20 protein-coding genes and 1 pseudogene are annotated in these 18,501 nt (G+C 72.0%); 13 read left to right on the top strand and 8 right to left on the bottom strand.

The features are described from left to right. Window positions 1–2 precede the first annotated feature (2 nt). The gene (locus tag STRCI_RS36155; protein ID WP_269663205.1) at window positions 3–1,178 is read left to right on the top strand and encodes a sensor histidine kinase; all 1,176 of its coding nucleotides are present in this window, start codon (window positions 3–5) and stop codon (window positions 1,176–1,178) included. Beyond that, entirely contained in the window at window positions 1,175–1,840 is a 666-nt protein-coding gene (locus tag STRCI_RS36160; RefSeq protein ID WP_269663206.1) for a response regulator transcription factor, read from the top strand. Before STRCI_RS36155 ends, STRCI_RS36160 begins: the two co-directional genes overlap by 4 nt. Here the strand turns inward: STRCI_RS36160 and STRCI_RS36165 are convergent. The 3 genes and pseudogenes from STRCI_RS36165 to STRCI_RS36175 form a co-directional block, all read right to left on the bottom strand. Then, on the bottom strand, window positions 1,828–3,474 hold the full coding sequence (locus STRCI_RS36165; protein ID WP_269663207.1) for an IS200/IS605 family accessory protein TnpB-related protein: 1,647 nt from the start codon (window positions 3,472–3,474) through the stop codon (window positions 1,828–1,830). The genes STRCI_RS36160 and STRCI_RS36165 overlap by 13 nt on opposite strands. After that, a pseudogene (locus STRCI_RS36170) lies at window positions 3,467–4,041 on the bottom strand (IS607 family transposase). Before STRCI_RS36170 ends, STRCI_RS36165 begins: the two are co-directional and overlap by 8 nt. A 100-nt stretch (window positions 4,042–4,141) precedes the next feature. Further along, window positions 4,142–5,065 (bottom strand): FkbM family methyltransferase, encoded by a 924-nt coding sequence (locus STRCI_RS36175; protein ID WP_269663208.1) that lies wholly within the window; start codon window positions 5,063–5,065, stop codon window positions 4,142–4,144. A gap of 153 nt (window positions 5,066–5,218) precedes the next feature. Here STRCI_RS36175 and STRCI_RS36180 point away from each other — a divergent pair, with 153 nt between their 5' ends. Beyond that, a complete protein-coding gene (locus STRCI_RS36180; RefSeq protein ID WP_269663209.1) occupies window positions 5,219–6,100 on the top strand; it encodes an LLM class F420-dependent oxidoreductase in 882 nt (293 codons plus the stop codon). 66 nt (window positions 6,101–6,166) lie between these two features. On the opposite strand, the gene STRCI_RS36185 is transcribed toward STRCI_RS36180, so the two are convergent. Next, window positions 6,167–6,730, bottom strand: coding sequence for an NAD(P)H-dependent oxidoreductase (locus STRCI_RS36185; RefSeq protein WP_269663210.1), 564 nt, complete (start codon window positions 6,728–6,730; stop codon window positions 6,167–6,169). Window positions 6,731–6,830: 100 nt separating this feature from the next. On the opposite strand from STRCI_RS36185, the gene STRCI_RS36190 reads away from it, so the two are divergent. Genes STRCI_RS36190 through STRCI_RS36205 form a run of 4 tightly spaced genes read left to right on the top strand, consistent with a single transcriptional unit; the run spans window position 6,831 to window position 11,244 of the window. Beyond that, window positions 6,831–7,511, top strand: coding sequence for a TetR/AcrR family transcriptional regulator (locus STRCI_RS36190; protein WP_269663211.1), 681 nt, complete (start codon window positions 6,831–6,833; stop codon window positions 7,509–7,511). Window positions 7,512–7,567: 56 nt separating this feature from the next. Next, window positions 7,568–8,581 carry a LacI family DNA-binding transcriptional regulator gene (locus STRCI_RS36195; RefSeq protein ID WP_269663212.1) on the top strand — a complete coding sequence of 338 codons (1,014 nt, stop codon included), beginning with the start codon at window positions 7,568–7,570 and terminating at the stop codon, window positions 8,579–8,581. Between the two features lie 18 nt (window positions 8,582–8,599). After that, window positions 8,600–9,790, top strand: a complete 1,191-nt coding sequence (locus STRCI_RS36200; RefSeq protein ID WP_269663213.1) for a 4-hydroxybenzoate 3-monooxygenase — start codon at window positions 8,600–8,602, stop codon at window positions 9,788–9,790. A 17-nt stretch (window positions 9,791–9,807) separates the two neighbouring features. After that, the gene (locus STRCI_RS36205; RefSeq protein ID WP_269663214.1) at window positions 9,808–11,244 is read left to right on the top strand and encodes an aldehyde dehydrogenase family protein; all 1,437 of its coding nucleotides are present in this window, start codon (window positions 9,808–9,810) and stop codon (window positions 11,242–11,244) included. Between the two features lie 15 nt (window positions 11,245–11,259). On the opposite strand, the gene trxA is transcribed toward STRCI_RS36205, so the two are convergent. Further along, window positions 11,260–11,646 carry a thioredoxin gene (trxA, locus tag STRCI_RS36210; protein ID WP_269663215.1) on the bottom strand — a complete coding sequence of 129 codons (387 nt, stop codon included), beginning with the start codon at window positions 11,644–11,646 and terminating at the stop codon, window positions 11,260–11,262. Window positions 11,647–11,786: 140 nt separating this feature from the next. On the opposite strand from trxA, the gene STRCI_RS36215 reads away from it, so the two are divergent. The 5 genes from STRCI_RS36215 (at window position 11,787) to STRCI_RS36235 (ending at window position 15,295) form a co-directional block, all read left to right on the top strand. Beyond that, the gene (locus STRCI_RS36215; RefSeq protein ID WP_269663216.1) at window positions 11,787–13,220 is read left to right on the top strand and encodes a dihydrolipoyl dehydrogenase family protein; all 1,434 of its coding nucleotides are present in this window, start codon (window positions 11,787–11,789) and stop codon (window positions 13,218–13,220) included. Window positions 13,221–13,358: 138 nt separating this feature from the next. Continuing rightward, on the top strand, window positions 13,359–13,712 hold the full coding sequence (locus STRCI_RS36220; RefSeq protein WP_269663217.1) for a Tat pathway signal sequence domain protein: 354 nt from the start codon (window positions 13,359–13,361) through the stop codon (window positions 13,710–13,712). Then, a complete protein-coding gene (locus STRCI_RS36225) occupies window positions 13,709–14,320 on the top strand; it encodes a class F sortase (protein ID WP_269663218.1) in 612 nt (203 codons plus the stop codon). The genes STRCI_RS36220 and STRCI_RS36225 overlap by 4 nt, the downstream gene beginning before the upstream one ends. An 89-nt stretch (window positions 14,321–14,409) precedes the next feature. Beyond that, the gene (locus tag STRCI_RS36230; RefSeq protein WP_269663219.1) at window positions 14,410–14,901 is read left to right on the top strand and encodes an RNA polymerase sigma factor; all 492 of its coding nucleotides are present in this window, start codon (window positions 14,410–14,412) and stop codon (window positions 14,899–14,901) included. Next, window positions 14,885–15,295 carry a hypothetical protein gene (locus STRCI_RS36235; protein ID WP_269663220.1) on the top strand — a complete coding sequence of 137 codons (411 nt, stop codon included), beginning with the start codon at window positions 14,885–14,887 and terminating at the stop codon, window positions 15,293–15,295. The genes STRCI_RS36230 and STRCI_RS36235 overlap by 17 nt, the downstream gene beginning before the upstream one ends. Window positions 15,296–15,310: 15 nt before the next feature. Here STRCI_RS36235 and STRCI_RS36240 read toward each other — a convergent pair whose 3' ends face one another. After that, window positions 15,311–15,958, bottom strand: coding sequence for a peptide deformylase (locus STRCI_RS36240; RefSeq protein WP_269663221.1), 648 nt, complete (start codon window positions 15,956–15,958; stop codon window positions 15,311–15,313). A gap of 133 nt (window positions 15,959–16,091) precedes the next feature. On the opposite strand from STRCI_RS36240, the gene STRCI_RS36245 reads away from it, so the two are divergent. Further along, window positions 16,092–17,525: a PepSY-associated TM helix domain-containing protein gene (locus STRCI_RS36245; RefSeq protein ID WP_269663222.1), complete on the top strand. Its 1,434-nt coding sequence runs from the start codon at window positions 16,092–16,094 to the stop codon at window positions 17,523–17,525. Here the strand turns inward: STRCI_RS36245 and STRCI_RS36250 are convergent. Continuing rightward, the gene (locus STRCI_RS36250) at window positions 17,515–17,973 is read right to left on the bottom strand and encodes a MarR family transcriptional regulator (protein WP_269663224.1); all 459 of its coding nucleotides are present in this window, start codon (window positions 17,971–17,973) and stop codon (window positions 17,515–17,517) included. The two genes, STRCI_RS36245 and STRCI_RS36250, sit on opposite strands and share 11 nt — an antisense overlap. Further along, on the bottom strand, window positions 17,970–18,479 hold the full coding sequence (locus STRCI_RS36255) for a MarR family winged helix-turn-helix transcriptional regulator (protein ID WP_269663225.1): 510 nt from the start codon (window positions 18,477–18,479) through the stop codon (window positions 17,970–17,972). Before STRCI_RS36255 ends, STRCI_RS36250 begins: the two co-directional genes overlap by 4 nt. Between the last annotated feature and the right edge of the window lie 22 nt (window positions 18,480–18,501).

Below are 18,501 nucleotides of genomic sequence, written 5' to 3' on the forward strand. Positions count from 1 at the left end.
CCATGGGCAAGGCGCACAACCATCACGACGGTCCCGTGGCACCCCTGTGGGTCCGCCGCCCCGAGGTGCTGCATCTCGTCGCGTACGCGCTGGCCGCGCTGGTGTTCACCGGGCAGATCGTGGCGGTGGTCGTGCGCGGGTCGGACTGGCCGACGGCCCTCTCCGTGCTCCTCGCCGGTGGCGGTGTCGCCCTCTCCTGGTGGCGGCCGTGGACGGGCCTGGTCGTGGCGAGCGCGGCGTCCTTCGCCGTCACAGCCGTGGGCCACGACCCCCTGTCGGTGTGGATGATGGCCGTGCTGGTGCTGTTCTCGGTCACCCTCAGGGGGAAGCAGCCGCTGGCCGGGATCGGCATCGTGGCGGCGTTCCTCCTGGGGGCGTTCATGACGGTGGGAGGATTCCGTGGCGGCGCGGTCGTGGGAGCCGCCGCCCTCTTCTCCGCCGTGGCGGGAGGCGCGACCGGCGCCGCGCTGCGCATCCACCGAGAGCACTGGCTGACCCTGGAGGAGCGGGCCGAGAGTGCCATCGCCACCCGCGAGATCGAAGCCACCCGACGGGTGACCGAGGAACGGCTGCGCATCGCCCGGGACCTCCACGACGTCATCGGCCACCAGGTCGCGATGCTGAGCATGCATCTCGGTGCCGCGGAGATCGGGCTGCCCGAGGACGCCGAGCCCGCCCGGCAGGCCCTCGTCTCCGCCCGGTCCAGCGCCCGCACCGTCGTCGTGGAGACGCAACGGATCCTCGCGCTCCTCCGCCTCGGGGACACCCGAACCGACGACGAGACGCTCCGGCCGACCCCGGCGCTCAGCGGCCTGGCAGGTCTGGTCGCCTCCTTCGAGAGCATCGGTCTCGAAGTCCGGCCCTCCATCGACCTCCCCACCGGTTTCGTGGAGCCAAGCGTCGGCGTGACCGTCTACCGGGTCGTCCAGGAAGCACTCACGAATGCCTACCGGCACGGCGAAGGGGCGGCGACGGTGGAGGTGTGCGAGCGCGACGGCAGAATCTGCGTCACCGTCGAGAACCGCGTCGGCCGTTCAGCGCAGGCTTCCGGCGGCGGGCTCGGACTGGTGGGGATGCGCGAACGCGTCGAGTCCTCCAGCGGGCGGCTGACGATCGACAGTGACGAGGGGCGATTCCGGGTCCACGCGGAGTTCAGCCCCCTGGGAGCGGCCGTATGACGACGCGGATTCTGATCGTCGACGACCAGGCCGAGATCAGGGCCGGGATCCGGGCGATGCTCCGGCTCGACCCGGGTCTCGTCGTCGTGGGCGATCTCTCCGACGGACTCCAGGTGGCCCCCTTCCTCCGGGAGCACCCCGTCGACCTGGTCCTGATGGACATCCGGATGCCCGGCATCGACGGTGTCGAAGCCACCCGCCGGATCCGCAAGGAGCACCCGCCGGAAAAGCTGCGGGTGATCGTGCTGACCACCTTCGACCAGGACGACATCGTGCTAGCCGCCCTGCGCGCGGGCGCCAACGGCTTCCTCAGCAAGACCGTGAGCCCCGCTGAACTCGTCGCCGGAATCACCGAGGTCGTCGGCGGTGGCGGCGCGCTGTCGGCCGCCGCGACGGCCGCGCTGATCGGTCATATGACCGACAGCCCGCCCCCGGTGATCGACCAGGAACTGCTGCGCCGCTTCGACGCGCTGACACCCAGGGAGCGGGACGTGGTCGTCCTCGTCGCGAGCGGTCTCGGCAACGACGAGATCGCGGCCCAGATGTCCGTTTCCCCGTTCACCGTGAAGACGCACGCGGTGCGGGCCATGACGAAGGTCGGCGCACGCGATCGGGCGCAGCTCGTCTCGTTCACCTTCCGGGCCGGCCTCTACCGTTCCTGATCAGTGAGCAGGAGTGAGTCTTGGACCCAGCCCTGGTCACTGCGGACATCCCGAACGGTTTTGGATGTCCTGGTCGCCCGCGTTCGCTCCGCGTCCGGCTGCACGGATCGTGTCCGTGGTCCGGGAATGCGGGGGCGGGTTTCCTCACGCCTGCGGTCACGTGGTCGGGCCTGGGCGGTCCGATGCCCCTGCACATCACTCTGGTGTGCAGGGGGCGGTGTCGTCCGTCGCCGGATCGCGTGTCCGAGGGCGCGCCTCCCGATCGCCACCGAGGCGGCGGCGTGTCGGGAAGTCTTACGGTTTTTGCTGGTCAGCGGTTTCTGCCAGTGCTGTGCGCCCCACATCGAGGTGTAGGCGGGATCGACGGCGATCACGCTGATACCGGCCTCCGCGCACATCGACAGCAGGCGGGCGCGGAGGCGGCCGGTGGGGATGCCGGAGATGAGCTGCCGGAACTTCTTCCTCGGGCCGTGCATCTCGCGGGTTGTGGAGTCGGTGAAGTCGAGGTCTTCGATGGCGATGGCCTGCACGCCCGTCGTCCTGGCCCAGTGCAGAAGCCGGGTGAGAGCGTGGCGGACCTGCGCGTCCCGGTGGTCGGCGGTGCCGCTGAGGTCGTAGTCGAGGCGGCGGGGGCTGCCGGTCGGGTTGCCGTGCTCGTCGAGCAGCCACGCGGCCAGATGGTCCGCGTTCGTGTCGACACCGATCACACCGTCGGGGCGCAGGGCGTCCAGCGGGATCACGGGAAGGTCTTTGCGGGTCCAACTGGCGTCGAGGTACCAGCGGTCACGGGTCACGTCGAGGTGGATGCGGTAGGCCACGGCCCGGTTCTCTTCGATCCGGTCGCGCCACTCCTCGCCACGGTGCGGGAACGACACCTTCGCGGCGAGGACGTACCGGCCGCGCTTCGCGTTGGCCAGATCAGCAAGCGGCGCCGGAAGTTTGATGCTGATCTCGCCGTCGGGGGTGACGCGGATCGTCTCGTTGCCCTGCCGTTTGCCGGACTCGCCGTCAGCGGTCAGGAACCAGCGGGTGGCCTCCCACTGCTGACGCCAGGCGGTCTCGGTCAGCTGGGCCGCGTCCAGGTTGTGGCGGGTGTTGAGGAGTCGCCTGCCGCCGCGTACGACGCAGACGCGCCCGGCTTCACGCTCGGCGCGTACCTGCTCGTAGCGGTCTTCGAGGACTGCCAGGCGGCGGGTCTTGGCGAACCACTCGCCCCTGGAGCGGTAGCCGCCTGGCTTCCCCCTGCAGCCCCTCTCCCCGATCGGCAGCGACAGCCGGTGCCGCACCGTCGCGATGCCGGCGTCCAGCGATTGCAGGTGAGCGTGTTGGGCGCGGCGGGACAGGCCCCACTGGTCGTGGGTGTGGGAGGTGACCGAACCCGCCCACCGCGATGACGAGGCGGCCGTCAGCTCCCGCTTCCGCTCAGCCCACGTATCGGTGGAATGGTCCAGGCCGTCACGGCAGCGGCGGGCCAGATCCGCGGAAGCCAGCCGACCCATGTGAGCGCCCACGGCCCGCAAGACCTGCTCATCCTGCACAGTGAAGCCCTTGAGCCGGTCCCGGATGCTGACACCGGACGGGCCGTCGGCGACAAACGGCCGGGCAATCTGCCTGAGCGGCTTCTTCTCAGCCATGCCCGGCAGTCTCCAGCGCCTTCCTGGCGCGGAACTTCGCCGATCCCCGGCCGTACAGGCGGGCACAGAACGACGTCAGCACATCCACGATGTCCTGCACCAGGTCGTCTTCGACCTCACCGTCATCCAGCACCACCAGGCGACGCCCGGTCGCGAACAGGACGGCCTCGACGAGTTCGACGTTCATCCGGCCGAGACGGTCCTTGTGCTCGACCACGACCGTGGTCACGGCGGGTCGGCCAGCAACCGCTTCGCCTTCGGCCGGGCACCGTTCACTCCCGAGGCGATCTCCGCCTCCACCCGCACGACGCGGTGACCGGCCTTGACCGCCCACTGCGACAACCGGGCAACCTGACGCTCCAGATCAGCCTTCTGGTCATGGCAGGAGACACGGGCGTACAGGCCCAGACCACCGACCGCCTCCGGCGCCGCGGCAGCGTCGATGTTCACCAGGATCGTGCGCGGCCCGACCCGCTCAGCCGGTACCGGAAGCGTCCCCTCACGGAACCAGCGATACGCGGTCTGCGGATGCACGCCCTGCGCCTTCGCCCACTCCGTCAGATTCACACTCCAACAACGACACTCACTCATGCATGGTGACGCTCACTCACTCGACGTCGAGAACCATCAGTTGACCATCCCTGACGAGCGCGGTATCGAAGGGCCGCTACTGAACGGCCTTGGGACGCATCATCACGATGTCGAACTCCACCACCCGCCCGGTCGCCGCCTCCCTGGTCACCGGGTACATGCCGGTGATCTCGAAGCCGCCGTCCTCGTACGCGGCCACCGCCTCGCTCATCGGCGGGCTGCCCTCGTACAGCCGCAGCACGGCGACCTCCGACTGAAGGCCCACGAAGTCGGCGATCCGCTCCCCGGCCCCGGCGAACACCTCCAGGTCGTAGCCCTGGGTGTCCATCTTCAGGAAGGGGCGGGGGTCCTCGATGCCGTCGAGGGCCTCGTCGAGTACGGCGTCCAGGCGCCGGACGCGGATCTCCTCGGTGCGGGTGGTGTGGAAGCGCTTGTAGCGGTCGCGGCCGTAATCGCTCGCCGGGAGCAGGGAGTTCATGGTGTTCCAGCCGACATGGATCTCGGCCGTGGTGTCCTCGCGGCCCAGTCCGCAGTGGTGCACCTGCCACTTCGGATCGCGCGCGGCCGCCTCGCTCAGCTTGGCGAAGGCGTCCTCGGTGGGCTCGAAGGAGACGATCCGGCCCCGGTAGCCGTGCTTGCGCAGCCGCTTGGCGTACTGGCCGCGGTTGGCGCCGACGTCCAGGACGCAGTTGACGCCGTACAGGTCGAGCATGGCGCCGACGTGCTGGGTGCCCAGGTACTCGGCCGCGGCCATCTGGAGCTTGCGCTCGTCCGCCGCCGACGTCTCGCCGAGAACCAGCCGAGCCCCGCTCTCGCCCAGCGGGACGCTGGTCCAGCCCCCGGACGCGCGGTCGCGTGAGACGAGCCAGGCGTCCTTGCCCGCGGGTTTCACCGTGTACCGGCCGCGCCGGGAGACCAGCGCGGTCCCCGGGGCCAGGTCCGTCACCCGTACGCCGAAACGGGGCATCAGCTGGAGCAGTCTGCGGTAAAGGGTCTGCATCCGCCCACCCTGGCAGAGATGACCGGAATCGGTCCCCTGTTTGAACGCATTTCAACGGTCGGATGGCGTACCGGAGTTGTCGCTTGACTTGGAGGGCGCTCGAAGAACTAGCGTCATCCGCGTCGATGACGGTCGGGGCGAGCGGAGACGGACATGCGGGTCGGCGTGCACATCAACCGGTTCGAGCACCCCGGGGGCGGCCCCGCGCTGGGTGCCGAGCTCGCCGCGGCGGGACGCGCCGCCGAGGCGGCCGGGCTGGGCTGGCTGTCGGTGATGGACCACTACTTCCAGATGGAGACCAACGGCGGCGCCGAGGCGCCCATGCTGGAGGCCTACACGACCCTCGGCTTCCTCGCCGGCCACACCTCCACGGTCCGGCTCGGCGCGCTGGTCACCGGAGTGACCTACCGCCATCCCGGACTGCTCGCCAAGATCGCCACCACGCTCGACGTGCTCTCCGCGGGCCGGGCCACCCTGGGGATCGGAGCGGCCTGGTACGACCGCGAACACCGGGGCCTGGGCGTGGAGTTCCCGCCCGTCGCCGAGCGCTTCGAGCGCCTCGACGAGACCCTGCGGATCTGCCGCCAGATGTGGGACCCGGCCGACAACGGGCCCTTCGAGGGCCGCCACTACCGGCTCGCCGAGACCCTGTGCGTCCCGGCGCCGGTCAGCAGCCCCCACCCGGAGATCATGATCGGCGGCGGGGGAGAGAAGAAGACCCTCCGTCTGGTCGCCCGGCACGCCGACGCGTGCAATCTGTTCGCGTCCAGCCCGGAGGAGATCGCCCACAAGCTCGACGTGCTGCGCCGCCACTGCGACACCGAGGGCCGGGACGAGGCCGCGATCCGCCGGACGGTCCTCTACGTCGGGGACGCCGTGAACGAGGGCGACCTCGACACCTTCACCCGCGACATCACCGGCTACACCAAGCTCGGCATCGACACGGTGATCCTCGCCCCGAGCACCGGGGAGGCGGCGGCGTTCATCGAGGACTTCGCGGCCCCGGCGGTGCAGCGGCTGGCCGAGCTGGACTGACCCCCCTGACATGCCGGAGCGGGGCGGGAACCGTCGGTCGGTTCCCGCCCCGCCCCAGGTGTCCGCCTACGCGGCGGCCGCCGCGTCCGCGTGGCCGTGCACGCGCGCGATGACCTCCGTCAGCTGGGCCGCGACCTCGGTGTCGTCGGCCGGGTGGGTCTCGGCGAAACGGGTCACGGAGCCGGGGATGGAGAGCTTGATGTCCTCCAGCACCTTGCCGCCCGCGATGCCCACGGCCTTGCGGGCCTCGTCCTGCGCCCACACACCGCCGTACTGCCCGAACGCGGTACCGACCACGGCGACCGGCTTGCCGCCGAAGGCGCCGGCGCCGTACGGCCGCGACAGCCAGTCGATGGCGTTCTTCAGCACGGCCGGAATCGTGCCGTTGTACTCGGGAGAGAACAGCAGGAAGGCGTCCGAGGACTGCGCGGCCGCACGCAGCCTGGCGGCGGGCGCCGGGACGCTGCCCTCGACGTCGATGTCCTCGTTGTAGAAGGGGATCTCGGCCAGGCCCTCGAAGAGCTCGACCTCGGCGCCCTCGGGTGCCAGCTTCACGGCCGCCTCGGCGAGCTGGCGGTTGTGCGAGCCGGTACGGAGGCTGCCGACGAGCGCGAGGATGCGAACAGACATGGGAACTCCAGACGCGAAACAAGGGGCGGGGAGAGCAAGCGGACCGGGGTCCGTTTCGTTTCTAGCACCTTAAGCGGACCGCGGTCCAGTTTCATTCCCGATGCTTTACGCTGGCTTCATGTCCGCGTCCCTGCCCCCCTTCCCGCTGCCCCAGGAGCCCGTCGACGAGCCCACGCTGCTCCAGCTCGGCTCGCCGGACGAGGAGCCCTGCCTGCGCGCCGACGCCGCCCGCAACCGGGCCCGGCTGCTGGAGGCCGCGGCCCGGCTGGTGGCACAGCACGGCGCGGCCGGGGTGACCATGGAGGCGGTGGCCGCGGCGGCCCAGGTCGGCAAGGGCACGGTCTTCCGCCGCTTCGGCGACCGCACCGGCCTGCTCACGGCCCTGCTCGACCACTCCGAGAAGAACTTCCAGGCCGCGGTCATCACCGGCCCCGCACCCCTGGGGCCCGGCGCGCCGCCCCTGGACCGGCTGAAGGAGTTCGGCGTGGCGCTGCTGCGCCGGTCCGCCGACGAACTGGAGCTCCAGCTCGCCGCCGACCCCGGCCCGGAGCGCCGCTACTCCAACGCGCCCCGCCGCTTCCTGCGCGGCCATGTCCTGATCCTGCTGCGCGAGATAGTCCCCGACGCCGACTGCGAACTGCTCGCGCTGACGCTGATGGCGTATCTCGACCCCGCGACGATCCACTACCGCACCGTGATCTGCGGTATGCCGGCCGACCGCGTCGAGGCGGGCTGGCTGGACCTGGTCGACCGCATCACCCGTTCCGTGCCGCCCTGTTAGGCCGGACGGCCCCGCCCGGACGGCCGTTCACAGCTTCTGCAAGGATGCGGTGCGTCATGGTGCAGATACCGAATACACCGCGTTCCGTGCCCACGAGCGCCGATGTGGCCCGCCTGGCCGGAGTCTCGCGCGCGACCGTCTCCTACGTGCTCAACAACACCAGCGCCGTACGGATCAGTGAACCCACCCGGCGCCGGGTGCACGAGGCCGCCAAGGAGCTGGGGTACGTCCCGCACGCGGCGGCCCGCTCCCTGCGCGCCGGACACAGCCGTATGGTCCTGATGCCCGCCCCCGCCGTCCCCGTCGGCCCCCTCTACAGCCAGTTCATCAGCGACCTCCAGTCGGCCCTCGGCCGCCTCGACTACACGGTCGTCCAGTACGGCAGCGTCGGCCTGCACGGCGACGAGGCCGCCCGCGCCTGGGCCGAGCTGCGCCCGGTCGCCGTCCTGGTGCCCGGCTCCGGACTCGGCCCCCAGGGGGTGACGGTGCTCAAGCGCTCCGGCGCCCGGGCCGTGGTCACCGTCGGCCCCGAGTGCGTCGAGGGCGCCCATGCCCTCCAGATGGACCATTCGGCGGTCGGTTTCAGTGCGGCACGCCATCTCTACGAGCGCGGCAGGCGCCGGATCGGCGTCGTCGTGCCCGCGGAGGGCGGCCTGGAGGTCTTCTCCGGGCCCCGGCTCGACGGTGTGCGCCGGGCCCTGGCCGGCACCGACGCCACCGTGACGGAGCTGCCCCTCGCCTACGAGGAGGAGGCCGCCGCCCGGCTCGCCGCCGGATGGCGTGAGCGGGGCCTGGACGCCGTGTTCGCCTACAACGACGAATACGCGATGCTGCTGATGAGAGCCCTCCAGGACGAGGGTCTCGGCGTCCCCGCGGACACGGCCGTCATCGGCGCCGACGACCTGATGCTCGGGCGGCTCCTCAGACCGCGTCTGAGCACGGTCCATATCGAGCTGCCGTCCGGCCGTGACCTGGCCGAACTGGTCGACCGGGCGGTGCGCGACCCCGCTGCGGTGCCCGAGACGCACAAGGTCCTGGGAGCATCGGTGGTGCACCGCGACTCCAGCTGACGCACGGGAGGCACCGCAATGCGTACGACCGTCGGCATCATCGGCGGCGGCCCGGCCGGGCTGCTGCTGGCCCGGCTGCTGCACCGCGCGGGGGTCGGCTGTGTGGTCCTGGAGATCCGGACCCGTGAGTACGTCGAGCACCGCCAGCGGGCGGGGATGCTGGAGCAGGGCACCGTCAACGCCCTGCGGGAGGCCGGGGCCGCCGACCGGCTGAACGCCGAGGGTCTGGTCCATCACGGCATCGAGCTGCGCTTCGCACGCGAACGGCACCGTATCGACTTCCCGACCCTGACCGGCGGCCGCACCGTCACCATCTACGCCCAGACCGAGATCGTGAAGGACCTGGTCGCCCTCCAACTGGCCGAGGGGCCACCGCTGTTGTTCGAGACACGGGCCCTGGCCGTGGAGGACGCCGAGAGCGAGCGGCCCGTCGTACGGTTCGTGCGCGAGGGCCGGGAGGAGACGCTGAGCTGCGACTGGGTGGTCGGCTGCGACGGCTTCCACGGCGTGGCGCGCGAGGCGATCCCGGCCGCCGTGAGCCGCACCTACGCCCACGACCACCCGTATGCCTGGCTCGGGATCCTGGCCGAAGTGCCGCCGTCCTGCGAGGAGTTGATCTACGCGCGCGGTGAGCGCGGCTTCGCCCTGCACAGCATGCGCTCGCCGTCCGTCTCCCGGCTCTACCTCCAGGTGCCGGTCGGCACCGAACTGGAGGAGTGGCCCGACGACCGGATCTGGGACGAGCTCGCCGCCCGCTTCGCGATCGACGCCGACTGGACCCTCGCCCGCGGGCCGGTGACCTCAAGATCCGTGACCCCGATGCGCAGTTACGTCCACGAGCCCATGCGCCACGGCCGCCTGCTGCTCGCCGGGGACGCCGCCCACATCGTCCCGCCGACCGGCGCCAAGGGCCTCAACCTGGCCGTTTCCGACGTCCGCATCCTCAGCCGCGCCCTCACCGCCTGGTGTTCCACAGGCGATACACAACTGGTCGACAGATACTCGGAACTGTGTCTTTCCCGCGTGTGGCAGGCGACCCGTTTCTCTTATGACATGACTAAGATGTTGCACGCTCAACCAGACGGGGATGCGTTCGACCAGCGGATGCAGCTCGCACGTCTGCGCCGGATCACCGCATCCCGCCACGCGGCCGCCGAACTGGCGGCGAACTACACGGGACTTCCGCTCCCCGAGTGGGTCCCGCGGTGACCGAACGGAGAGCCCTCATGGCGTTGCTCGACCCCACGTCCTGGCAGCCCCGCCCCCTCAAGGGCGGCGAGCACACCGTCACCGAGCCCGCCACCGGCGAGGCCCTCGGCACGGTCGCCCTGGCCGCCGCCGAGGACGTCGCCCCGGCCGCCGAGGCCGCCCGCGCGGCGCAGACGGAGTGGGCGCGTCTGCCGCACTTCGTGCGCGCCGGGGTCCTGCGCCGGGCCGGGGACCTGTTCACCGCGCACGCCGACGAACTGCGCGCCTGGCTGGTGCGGGAGTCCGGCTCCATCCCCGGCAAGGCCGACTTCGAGCTGCACGTCGCCGCCCAGGAGTGCTACGAGGCCGCCGCCCTCGCCTCCCGCCCGGCCGGGCAGGTCCTGCCCAGCGAGGCGCCCCGGCTGTCCTACACCCGCCGCGTCCCGGTCGGCGTGGTGGGCGTGATCGCCCCGTTCAACGCCCCGCTGATCCTCTCCATACGCTCCGTCGCCCCCGCGCTCGCCCTCGGCAACGGCGTCGTCCTCAAGCCCGACCCGCGCACCGCGGTCTGCGGCGGCCTCTCCCTCGCCGCGGTCTTCGCCGAGGCGGGCCTGCCCGAGGGGCTGCTGCACGTCCTGCCCGGCGGTGCGGAGACCGGCGCCGCCCTGGTGGCCGACCCGCGGGTGCCGGTGATCTCCTTCACCGGCTCCACCGCCGCCGGCCGGGCTGTCGGCGAGACCGCCGGACGCCACCTCAAGCGCGCGCATCTGGAGCTGGGCGGCAACTCCGCCCTGATCGTGCTGGAGGACGCCGACCTCGACGCGGTGATCTCCACCGCCGCCTGGGGATCCTTCTTCCACCAGGGCCAGATCTGCATGACGACCGGCCGCCACCTGGTCCACCGGTCGCTGTACGCGGAGTACGTGGAGCGGCTGGCCGCCAAGGCCGACTCGCTCGCCGTCGGCGATCCGCACCGCGACCAGGTCCACCTCGGCCCGCTCATCGACGCCGGCCAGCTGAACAAGGTGCACGGCCTGGTCGAGGCCAGCGCCGCCCAGGGCGCCAAACTGGCCGCGGGCGGCACCCACGACCAGCTGTTCTACCGGCCCACGGTCCTGGCCGACGTCGCCGACGACACCCCCGCCTACGCGGAGGAGGTGTTCGGCCCCGTGGCGCCCGTACGGTCCTTCAGCACCCTCGACGAGGCCGCCGGCCTCGCCGCAGCCAGCGCCTACGGCCTGTCCCTCGGCATCGTCACCGGCGACGCCGCCCGCGGCCTGGACCTCGCGGAGCGCATCCCGACCGGCATCGTGCACATCAACGACCAGACCGTGAACGACGAAGCGGTCGCCCCCTTCGGCGGTACGGCGGCCTCCGGCACCGGCGCCCGCTTCGGCGGCGAGGCCAACCTGGACGCCTTCACCGACGTGCGCTGGACGACGGTGCGCGGCGACGTGGCGCCGTACCCCTTCTAAGGATTTCGAGGGTGCCTACTCGCCGTTCTGCTCGGCCTGCGCCTGCTGGGCGGCCACGGCCTTGCGGACCTCGTCCATGTCGAGCTTGCGGGCCTGTCCGATGACGTCCGTCAGGGCGGCCTCGGGCAGGGCGCCCGGCTGCGCGAACACGGCGACCTGGTCACGCACGATCATCAGCGTCGGAATCGACTGGATACCGAAGGCCGCGGCCAGCTCCGGCTGCGCCTCGGTGTCCACCTTGCCGAAGACCAGGTCCGGGTTGTCCTCCGCCGCCTTCTCGTAGACCGGGGCGAACTGCCGGCACGGACCGCACCAGGACGCCCAGAAGTCGATCAGGACGAACTCGTTGTCCGTGACCATCTGGTCGAAGTTGTCCTTGGTGAGCTCCACGGTGCTGCTCATGGCGTGTTCCCTCTTCCTGTGTCGGGGCGAAGCCGTCGGCACAACACGGCCGGACGGGCAGGTATTCCGTGCGCGGACAGTCACGCATCGGCGCACGTACCCGTGTGGCCACGGCGCACACCACCCACCAGACTGACCCCATGACGGAAACGGAATCCATCGCGTACGACGTCGTAGTACTCGGAGCCGGTCCCGTGGGGGAGAACGTGGCCGACCGCACCCGTGCGGCCGGTCTGTCCACCGCGGTCGTGGAGAGTGAACTGGTCGGCGGTGAATGCTCGTACTGGGCGTGCATGCCCAGCAAGGCCCTGCTGCGCCCGGTCATCGCCCAGGCCGACGCCCGCCGCCTGCCCGGCCTCGCCGCCGCGGTGCAGGGCCCCCTCGACACGGCGAAGATCACGGCCCGGCGGGACGCGTTCACCTCCCACTGGAAGGACGACGGTCAGGTCGGCTGGCTGGAGGGCATCGGTGCGGACGTCCACCGCGGCCACGGCCGGATCACCGGCCCCCGCGAGGTCACCGTGGCCGGCGCCGACGGCACGGAGCGCGTCCTGACCGCCCGGCACGCCGTCGCCGTCTCCACCGGCACCCGCGCCGTCCTGCCCGAACTGCCCGGGCTCGCCGAGGTGAAGCCCTGGACCAGCCGGGAGGCCACCAGCGCCAAGGAGGCCCCCGGGCGCCTGATCGTGGTCGGCGGCGGAGTGGTCGCCACGGAGATGGCCTGCGCCTGGCAGGCCCTCGGCTCACAGGTCACCCTGCTCGTCCGCGGCAAGGGCCTGCTCAACCGCATGGAGCCGTTCGCCGGTGAGCTGGTCGCCGAGGCGCTCGGCGAGGCGGGCGCCGACGTCCGCACCGGCACGTCGGTGGCGTCCGTGACCCGGGAGGACGGCACCGTCGTGGTCGTCACCGACGGCGGCGAGCGCATCGAGGCCGACGAGATCCTGTTCGCCACCGGCCGCGCCCCGCGCACCGACGACATCGGCCTGGACACCATCGGTCTGGAACCCGGCTCCTGGCTCCCGGTCGACGACAGCCTCCGGGTCACCGGCAGTGACTGGCTCTACGCCGTGGGCGACGTCAACCACCGCGCCCTCCTGACCCACCAGGGCAAGTACCAGGCCCGCATCGCGGGCGCCGCGATCGCGGCCCGGGCCTCGGGCGTGCCCCTCCTGGAAACGGACCCCTGGGGCGCCCACGCGGCCACCGCCGACCACTCCGCCGTCCCCCAGGTCGTCTTCACCGACCCCGAGGCGGCAGCCGTCGGCCTCTCCCTGGCGGAGGCCGAACAGGCCGGCCACCGCGTCCGCGCCGTCGACTACGACCTCGCCAACGTCTCCGGAGCCTCCCTCTACGGCGACGGCTACCGCGGCCGCGCCCGCATGATCGTCGACCTGGAACGCGAAATCCTCCTCGGCGTCACCTTCGTCGGCCCCGGCGTCGGCGAACTCATCCACTCCGCGACGATCGCGGTGTCCGGCGAGGTCCCCATCAGCCGCCTGTGGCACGCGGTCCCGTCGTACCCGACGATCAGCGAGGTGTGGCTGAGGCTGCTGGAGACGTACCGGGACAACTGAACACCTCGGGCGGCTTTGCCTGCTCTTTACAACCCGCCCTGCCGCCGCCTCGTCTCTTCGCTCGATCCGTCAAACAGTCCGCCCCGTACCGCTGTTGACCACCGGTACGGGGCGGACCGAGGAAGAGAGAGCGAACCGATGCGCCGAACTGTCCTGACCGCCCTTCCACTTGTCTGCGCCGCCGCACTGGCGAGCACCACGCCCGCCGTCGCGGACGAGTCGTCGCCCAGCCCGACCGCCACGGTCGCCCCGACGCCGAGCGCCGAACCGACCGAGGACCCGACGCCCGCCCCCTCCGCCCCCGAGGACGAGCCGACCCGGGAGCCGGCGCCGGGTCAGGTCACCGTGGTCCCGAGCGGCGCGCCCGACACCGGAGTGGCAGCGGAGTCCGGGAGCGACGGCACGGTGATCGGAGGGGGCGCCGCCGCGGTGCTCGTCGCGGGCGGCGCGGCCTTCTACGTCGTACGGCGCCGGCGGGCGACCGGGGCATGACCCAGCTCTCCAGGCGCGCGTTCACGACGACGGCGCTGGCCTCGCTGCTCGTCGGATGCGGCGGTCGCGGGGGTGGTGGCGAGGAGACGACCGCGGCCTCCGGCGGTTCGCGACGGCACCGGCGCTCCGCGAAGTCGGTCCCGTCCCCGCGGCGTTCGGAGCCGGTCGCGCTGCGCATTCCGGCCATCGGTGTCGACACCCCGGTCATCCGGCTGGGCCTGGCGCCGGACGGCAGCGTGCAGGTGCCCCCGGTCACGGCACACGACCGGGCGGGCTGGTACGAGCACTCGCCGACACCGGGTCAGACCGGTCCGTCCGTGATCCTCGGCCATGTCACGGTCGGCGCCTACGGGGACGGCGTCTTCCGTCACCTGTCCCGCCTGCACCGGGGCGACCGGATCGAGGCGCGTCTGGAGAACGGCTCGGAGGCGGTGTTCACCGTCAGCACCGTGCGGACGGTCGCCAAGGCGGACTTCCCGGCAGACGACGTCTACGGGGACGTGGACCGCCCGGAGTTGCGGCTCATCACGTGCGGCGGTCCCCGTGCCGGTGACGAGTACCGCGACAACGTCATCGTCTTCGCCGCGCTGAGCGCCACGACCCCCTGACCCCCGCGCAGAACGGATCCCGGGCCCGAGGAACCCACGCCGACGGCCCGGCATCCTCTTCTCCGACCGCCCCACGACCATGGAGAGCGTTGAAACGGTCCCGCGACAAGGCAGCGTCCGAGCTGTTCGCCGCCCTCTATCCGCGTCTCGCCGGCTGGTGCCGCCGTCTCGTCGACGACGACGAGACGGCCCACGAGATCGCCTCGGAGGCGTTCACCCGGCTCTGGGCCCGCTGGACGAAGGTGGACGAGCCCCGCGGCTTCCTCTACGTCACCGCGGCCAACCTCGTCCGGGACCACTGGCGCAAACTGGAGCGCGAGCGCAAAGCCCTGTGGCGCGTGACGTCCGAGGCCGCCATCCGCCCCCACCCCGAACAGGCCGACCCGTCGGTGCGCCTGCTGGTGCAGTCGCTGCCGGAACGACTCCGCGTCCCGATCCTCCTGCACTATTACGCCGACATGCCGATCCGGGAGGTGTCCGTGCTGACCGGACGCAAGGAAGGAACCGTCAAGGCCGACCTCCACACGGCCCGCGAACTGCTCCGCGCCCACCTGAGGAGAAGCCTTGACCACACGCTTTGACGACGGCCCCGGGCACGACCCCGACGACCCCCTCGCGGTCCTTCTCCGGCCCGCCTCCGACTACCTCGCTCCGCCCCCCGGCCGCTACGAGACGATCCGGCGCACCGCGTCCCGCCGCCGAGCACTCCGCACTGCGGTCGGCGTCGGTCTGGCCTCCGCCGTCGCCGTTCTCATCGCCCTGCCCCTCCAGCCGACCGCACCCGGAACCCCCACCTCACCGACGCCCCCGCTCGCCCCACCACCCGCGAGCAGCCCGCCGCCCGCGACGTCCCCGCGCCCTTCCGCACCGCCGACCCCGAGCCCGGACACACCGCCGACCCCGCGGCCCGAGGAGTCCCGCACCCCGAGCGACGCGACGGTCCGTCCCACCAGCGAACCCACGCCGCGGCCCTGAGACACCGCGCCCGGATCAGCCCGGCAGATCGAAGCCGAGCGCGGCCGCGGCCTCCTCCGGTGTCGCCTGTGTCCAGCGCTCGGTCATCGCCTGGTTCGAGGACAGGGAACGCGGCTCGGCCCGGTCGAGGTAGAGCATGCCTTCCAGGTGGTCCGTCTCGTGCTGGACGATCCGGGCCGGCCAGCCGGTGAACTCCTCGTCCAGCGTGCGGCCGTTCTCGTCCTGCCCCGTCATTCGCACCTCGGTGGGCCTGGCCACCACCGCCTGCCAGCCCGGCACACTCAGACAGCCCTCGAAGAACGCGGCACGGGCGGCGCCGAGCGGTTCGTACGACGGGTTCACCAGGACCCGGAACGGCTGGGGCACCCGGCCGCGCGCCAGCCGTACCTCCTCCGGCACCGGTGCCGGATCCTCGATCACCGCGATCCGCAGCGGGACGCCGACCTGCGGGGCCGCGAGGCCCACGCCCGGCGCCGCGTGCATGGTGAGACGCAGGGCCTCGATGAAGCGGGCCAGCAACGCGGGGCCCAACTGGCCGTCGTAGCGCTCGGTTCCGCGCCGCAGCACCGGGTCGCCGGCCGCGACGATCGGCAACGGGCCGTCCGTGGCGAGGAGTTGCTCGACCAGTTCGGCCAAGGGCGCGTGATCAGTGGGTGATGCCATCGCGTCAGGATGTCATGCGACGCGGCGATGTGACGCAGGCCACTTTGGGTGTCGGGAACTCGGAGGCCGCGCGCCCCGACTACTGGACCGCTACAGCACACCAAGCGTCCCCACCCCCCGAAGAGGCCCGCCGATGTCCACCGCTCCCTCGACCTCCCCCGATTCCGGCTCCGCTCCAACGGGGGGAGCCCCATCGGACGAGGCTCCCCAGCCCGACGCCGCCCCGGCGCCGGCCCGCCCCCGCACCTGGGCACCCCTGCGCCCGCTCGTCCTGCGGCTGCACTTCTACGCCGGAGTCCTTGTCGCACCGTTCCTGCTCGTCGCCGCAGTGACCGGCTTCCTGTACGCCGCGTCCTTCCCGGCCGAGAAGGTCGTGTACGCGCACGAACTGACCGTCCCCGTCGGCGACGCGAAGCTGCCGATCTCCGATCAGGTCGCCGCCGCCCGCAAGGCCCACCCCGAGGGTGCCGTCGCCGCCGTACGGCCCTCGCCGGAGGACGACGCCACCACCAGGGTGATGCTCTCCGGCGTCGAGGGCGTCAACGAGGAGTACACCCTCGCCGTCTTCGTCGACCCGTACACCGCCGAGGTGCGCGGCTCGCTCGAACAGTACGGCTCGACCGGCGCCCTTCCCCTGCGCACCTGGATCGACGAGTTCCACCGCGATCTGCGGCTCGGCGAGACCGGCCGGCTCTACAGCGAACTCGCCGCGAGCTGGCTGTGGGTGATCGCCCTCGGCGGTCTGGTGCTGTGGTTCTCCCGGCGCCGGGCCCGCCGCAAGCTGCGCGGCACCAGCGGCCGCCGCCGCACCCTCGGCCTGCACGGCACGGTCGGCGCCTGGGCCGCCGCCGGGTTCCTCTTCCTGTCGGCGACCGGACTGACCTGGTCGCAGTACACCGGTGCCAACATCGACGAACTGCGCACCTCGCTCGGCGGCGCCACCCCGTCGATCTCGGCGAGCGCGGGCGGCGACCACTCCGGGCACGGCGCCTCGGCCGCCGCCGGGGACGCGGCGCACGGCGTCGGTCTGGACAAGGTGCTCGCGGCGGCCCGTGCGAAGGGGCTCGGCGACCCGGTCGAGATCGTGCCGCCCGCGGACGCGGAGTCGACGTACGTGGTGAAGCAGATCCAGCGCAGCTGGCCCACCAAGGGGGACTCCGTGGCCGTCGACCCGGCCACCGGCGAGGTCACCGACGAACTGCGGTTCGCCGACTACCCGGTGCTCGCCAAGCTCACCCGCTGGGGCATCGATCTGCACACCGGTGTGCTGTTCGGCCTGGTCAGCCAGATCGCCCTGATGCTGCTCGCGCTCTCGCTGATCCTGCTGATCGTCTGGGGCTACCGCATGTGGTGGCAGCGCGGCCGGGGCTCCGCCTTCGGACGGCCGCTGCCGCGCGGCGCCTGGCAGCAGGTGCCGCCGCAGATCCTGGTGCCGCTGGCGGTGGCGGCGGCCGTGGTCGGCTACTTCGTCCCGCTGCTCGGGATCACGCTGCTGGCCTTCCTCGCCGTGGACATCGTGCTCGGCGAGATCGCGCACCGGCGCGGGCGCGCGGAGGCTAGTCGCTGAGCGCCGCCAGCTCGGCGTTGGCCCGCTCCGCGATGAGTGTCAGGACCCGGCCCGCGGCGGCCAGGTCCTCCTCCGGGATGCCGGCGTAGACCCGGGCGCTGATCGGGGCGGTCTCGGCGGAGGTCCGGTCGAACAGCTCCCGCCCGGCGTCCGTGATCCGGACCTGCGAAGAGTCGTGCGCGGTGAGCAGGTCGGCGGTGATCAGTTCGTCGACGACGGAGTGGGCCTCGGCCGGGTCGATCTTCAACGCGTCGACGACGCCGTCGACGAGGCCGTCCCGCTCGACCGCCCCCTCGGCGATCGCGGCCGGCCGGAGGGTGACGGACTGCTGGAAGGTCATGCCGTGCCCGGCCAGGACACGCTCCAGGACCGCTCGGCTCGCGTAGTGGGCGAGGGCTATGACGCGGGGGTTGAGCAGGGGAGTGGTGGCGGGAGTGGTGGTGGTCATGGCTGCTCCTTGTCGGACTCGTCGAACGTGTCGGAATCACCGTCGAGGGCGAGTGGGTCGAGAGGTGCGTCGAGCAGGATGGCGAGGTCCCGGGTGAACTCCTGGGCGCGCGCGCTGTCCAGACCGCCGAGCGGAGCCAGCAGCCGCTGAAGCAGCCCGTGGACGACCTTGATCGCCTGCCGGGTCTGCTCACGTCCCTTCTCGGTGAGCGCCAGCTGTACCGCGCGCGGGTCCTTCGGGTCGCGGGTGCGCTCCAGGAGGCCCGCGGACTCCAGGGAGCGGGCGAGCTTGGAGACGTAGAGCGGTTCGAGTCCGGTGTGGTCGGCGAGCCGCCGCTGGCTCGGGCGCAGTCCGCCGCGCTGCATGCCGTACAGCGATGCCACCAGGGCGTACTGAGCGTGCGTCAGCCCCAGCGGGGCCACCGCGCGGTCGACCGCGACCCGCCACTTCATGGACAGGCGCCAGACCAGGAATCCGGGCGTCGCGCCCGCTGCTGCCGTACTCATGACCGATAGAGTACATAGCTAC

Origin of the sequence: Streptomyces cinnabarinus, assembly GCF_027270315.1 — a bacterium.
GTDB lineage: Bacteria > Actinomycetota > Actinomycetes > Streptomycetales > Streptomycetaceae > Streptomyces > Streptomyces cinnabarinus.

Coding starts and splice junctions, on each gene's coding strand:
- STRCI_RS36155 (WP_269663205.1), top strand. CDS start 3: ATGGGCAAGGCGCACAACCATCACGACGGTCCCGTGGCACCCCTGTGG.
- STRCI_RS36160 (WP_269663206.1), top strand. CDS start 1,175: ATGACGACGCGGATTCTGATCGTCGACGACCAGGCCGAGATCAGGGCC.
- STRCI_RS36165 (WP_269663207.1), bottom strand. CDS start 3,474: ATGGCTGAGAAGAAGCCGCTCAGGCAGATTGCCCGGCCGTTTGTCGCC.
- STRCI_RS36175 (WP_269663208.1), bottom strand. CDS start 5,065: ATGCAGACCCTTTACCGCAGACTGCTCCAGCTGATGCCCCGTTTCGGC.
- STRCI_RS36180 (WP_269663209.1), top strand. CDS start 5,219: ATGCGGGTCGGCGTGCACATCAACCGGTTCGAGCACCCCGGGGGCGGC.
- STRCI_RS36185 (WP_269663210.1), bottom strand. CDS start 6,730: ATGTCTGTTCGCATCCTCGCGCTCGTCGGCAGCCTCCGTACCGGCTCG.
- STRCI_RS36190 (WP_269663211.1), top strand. CDS start 6,831: ATGCTTTACGCTGGCTTCATGTCCGCGTCCCTGCCCCCCTTCCCGCTG.
- STRCI_RS36195 (WP_269663212.1), top strand. CDS start 7,568: ATGGTGCAGATACCGAATACACCGCGTTCCGTGCCCACGAGCGCCGAT.
- STRCI_RS36200 (WP_269663213.1), top strand. CDS start 8,600: ATGCGTACGACCGTCGGCATCATCGGCGGCGGCCCGGCCGGGCTGCTG.
- STRCI_RS36205 (WP_269663214.1), top strand. CDS start 9,808: ATGGCGTTGCTCGACCCCACGTCCTGGCAGCCCCGCCCCCTCAAGGGC.
- trxA (WP_269663215.1), bottom strand. CDS start 11,646: ATGAGCAGCACCGTGGAGCTCACCAAGGACAACTTCGACCAGATGGTC.
- STRCI_RS36215 (WP_269663216.1), top strand. CDS start 11,787: ATGACGGAAACGGAATCCATCGCGTACGACGTCGTAGTACTCGGAGCC.
- STRCI_RS36220 (WP_269663217.1), top strand. CDS start 13,359: ATGCGCCGAACTGTCCTGACCGCCCTTCCACTTGTCTGCGCCGCCGCA.
- STRCI_RS36225 (WP_269663218.1), top strand. CDS start 13,709: ATGACCCAGCTCTCCAGGCGCGCGTTCACGACGACGGCGCTGGCCTCG.
- STRCI_RS36240 (WP_269663221.1), bottom strand. CDS start 15,958: ATGGCATCACCCACTGATCACGCGCCCTTGGCCGAACTGGTCGAGCAA.
- STRCI_RS36245 (WP_269663222.1), top strand. CDS start 16,092: ATGTCCACCGCTCCCTCGACCTCCCCCGATTCCGGCTCCGCTCCAACG.
- STRCI_RS36250 (WP_269663224.1), bottom strand. CDS start 17,973: ATGACCACCACCACTCCCGCCACCACTCCCCTGCTCAACCCCCGCGTC.
- STRCI_RS36255 (WP_269663225.1), bottom strand. CDS start 18,479: ATGAGTACGGCAGCAGCGGGCGCGACGCCCGGATTCCTGGTCTGGCGC.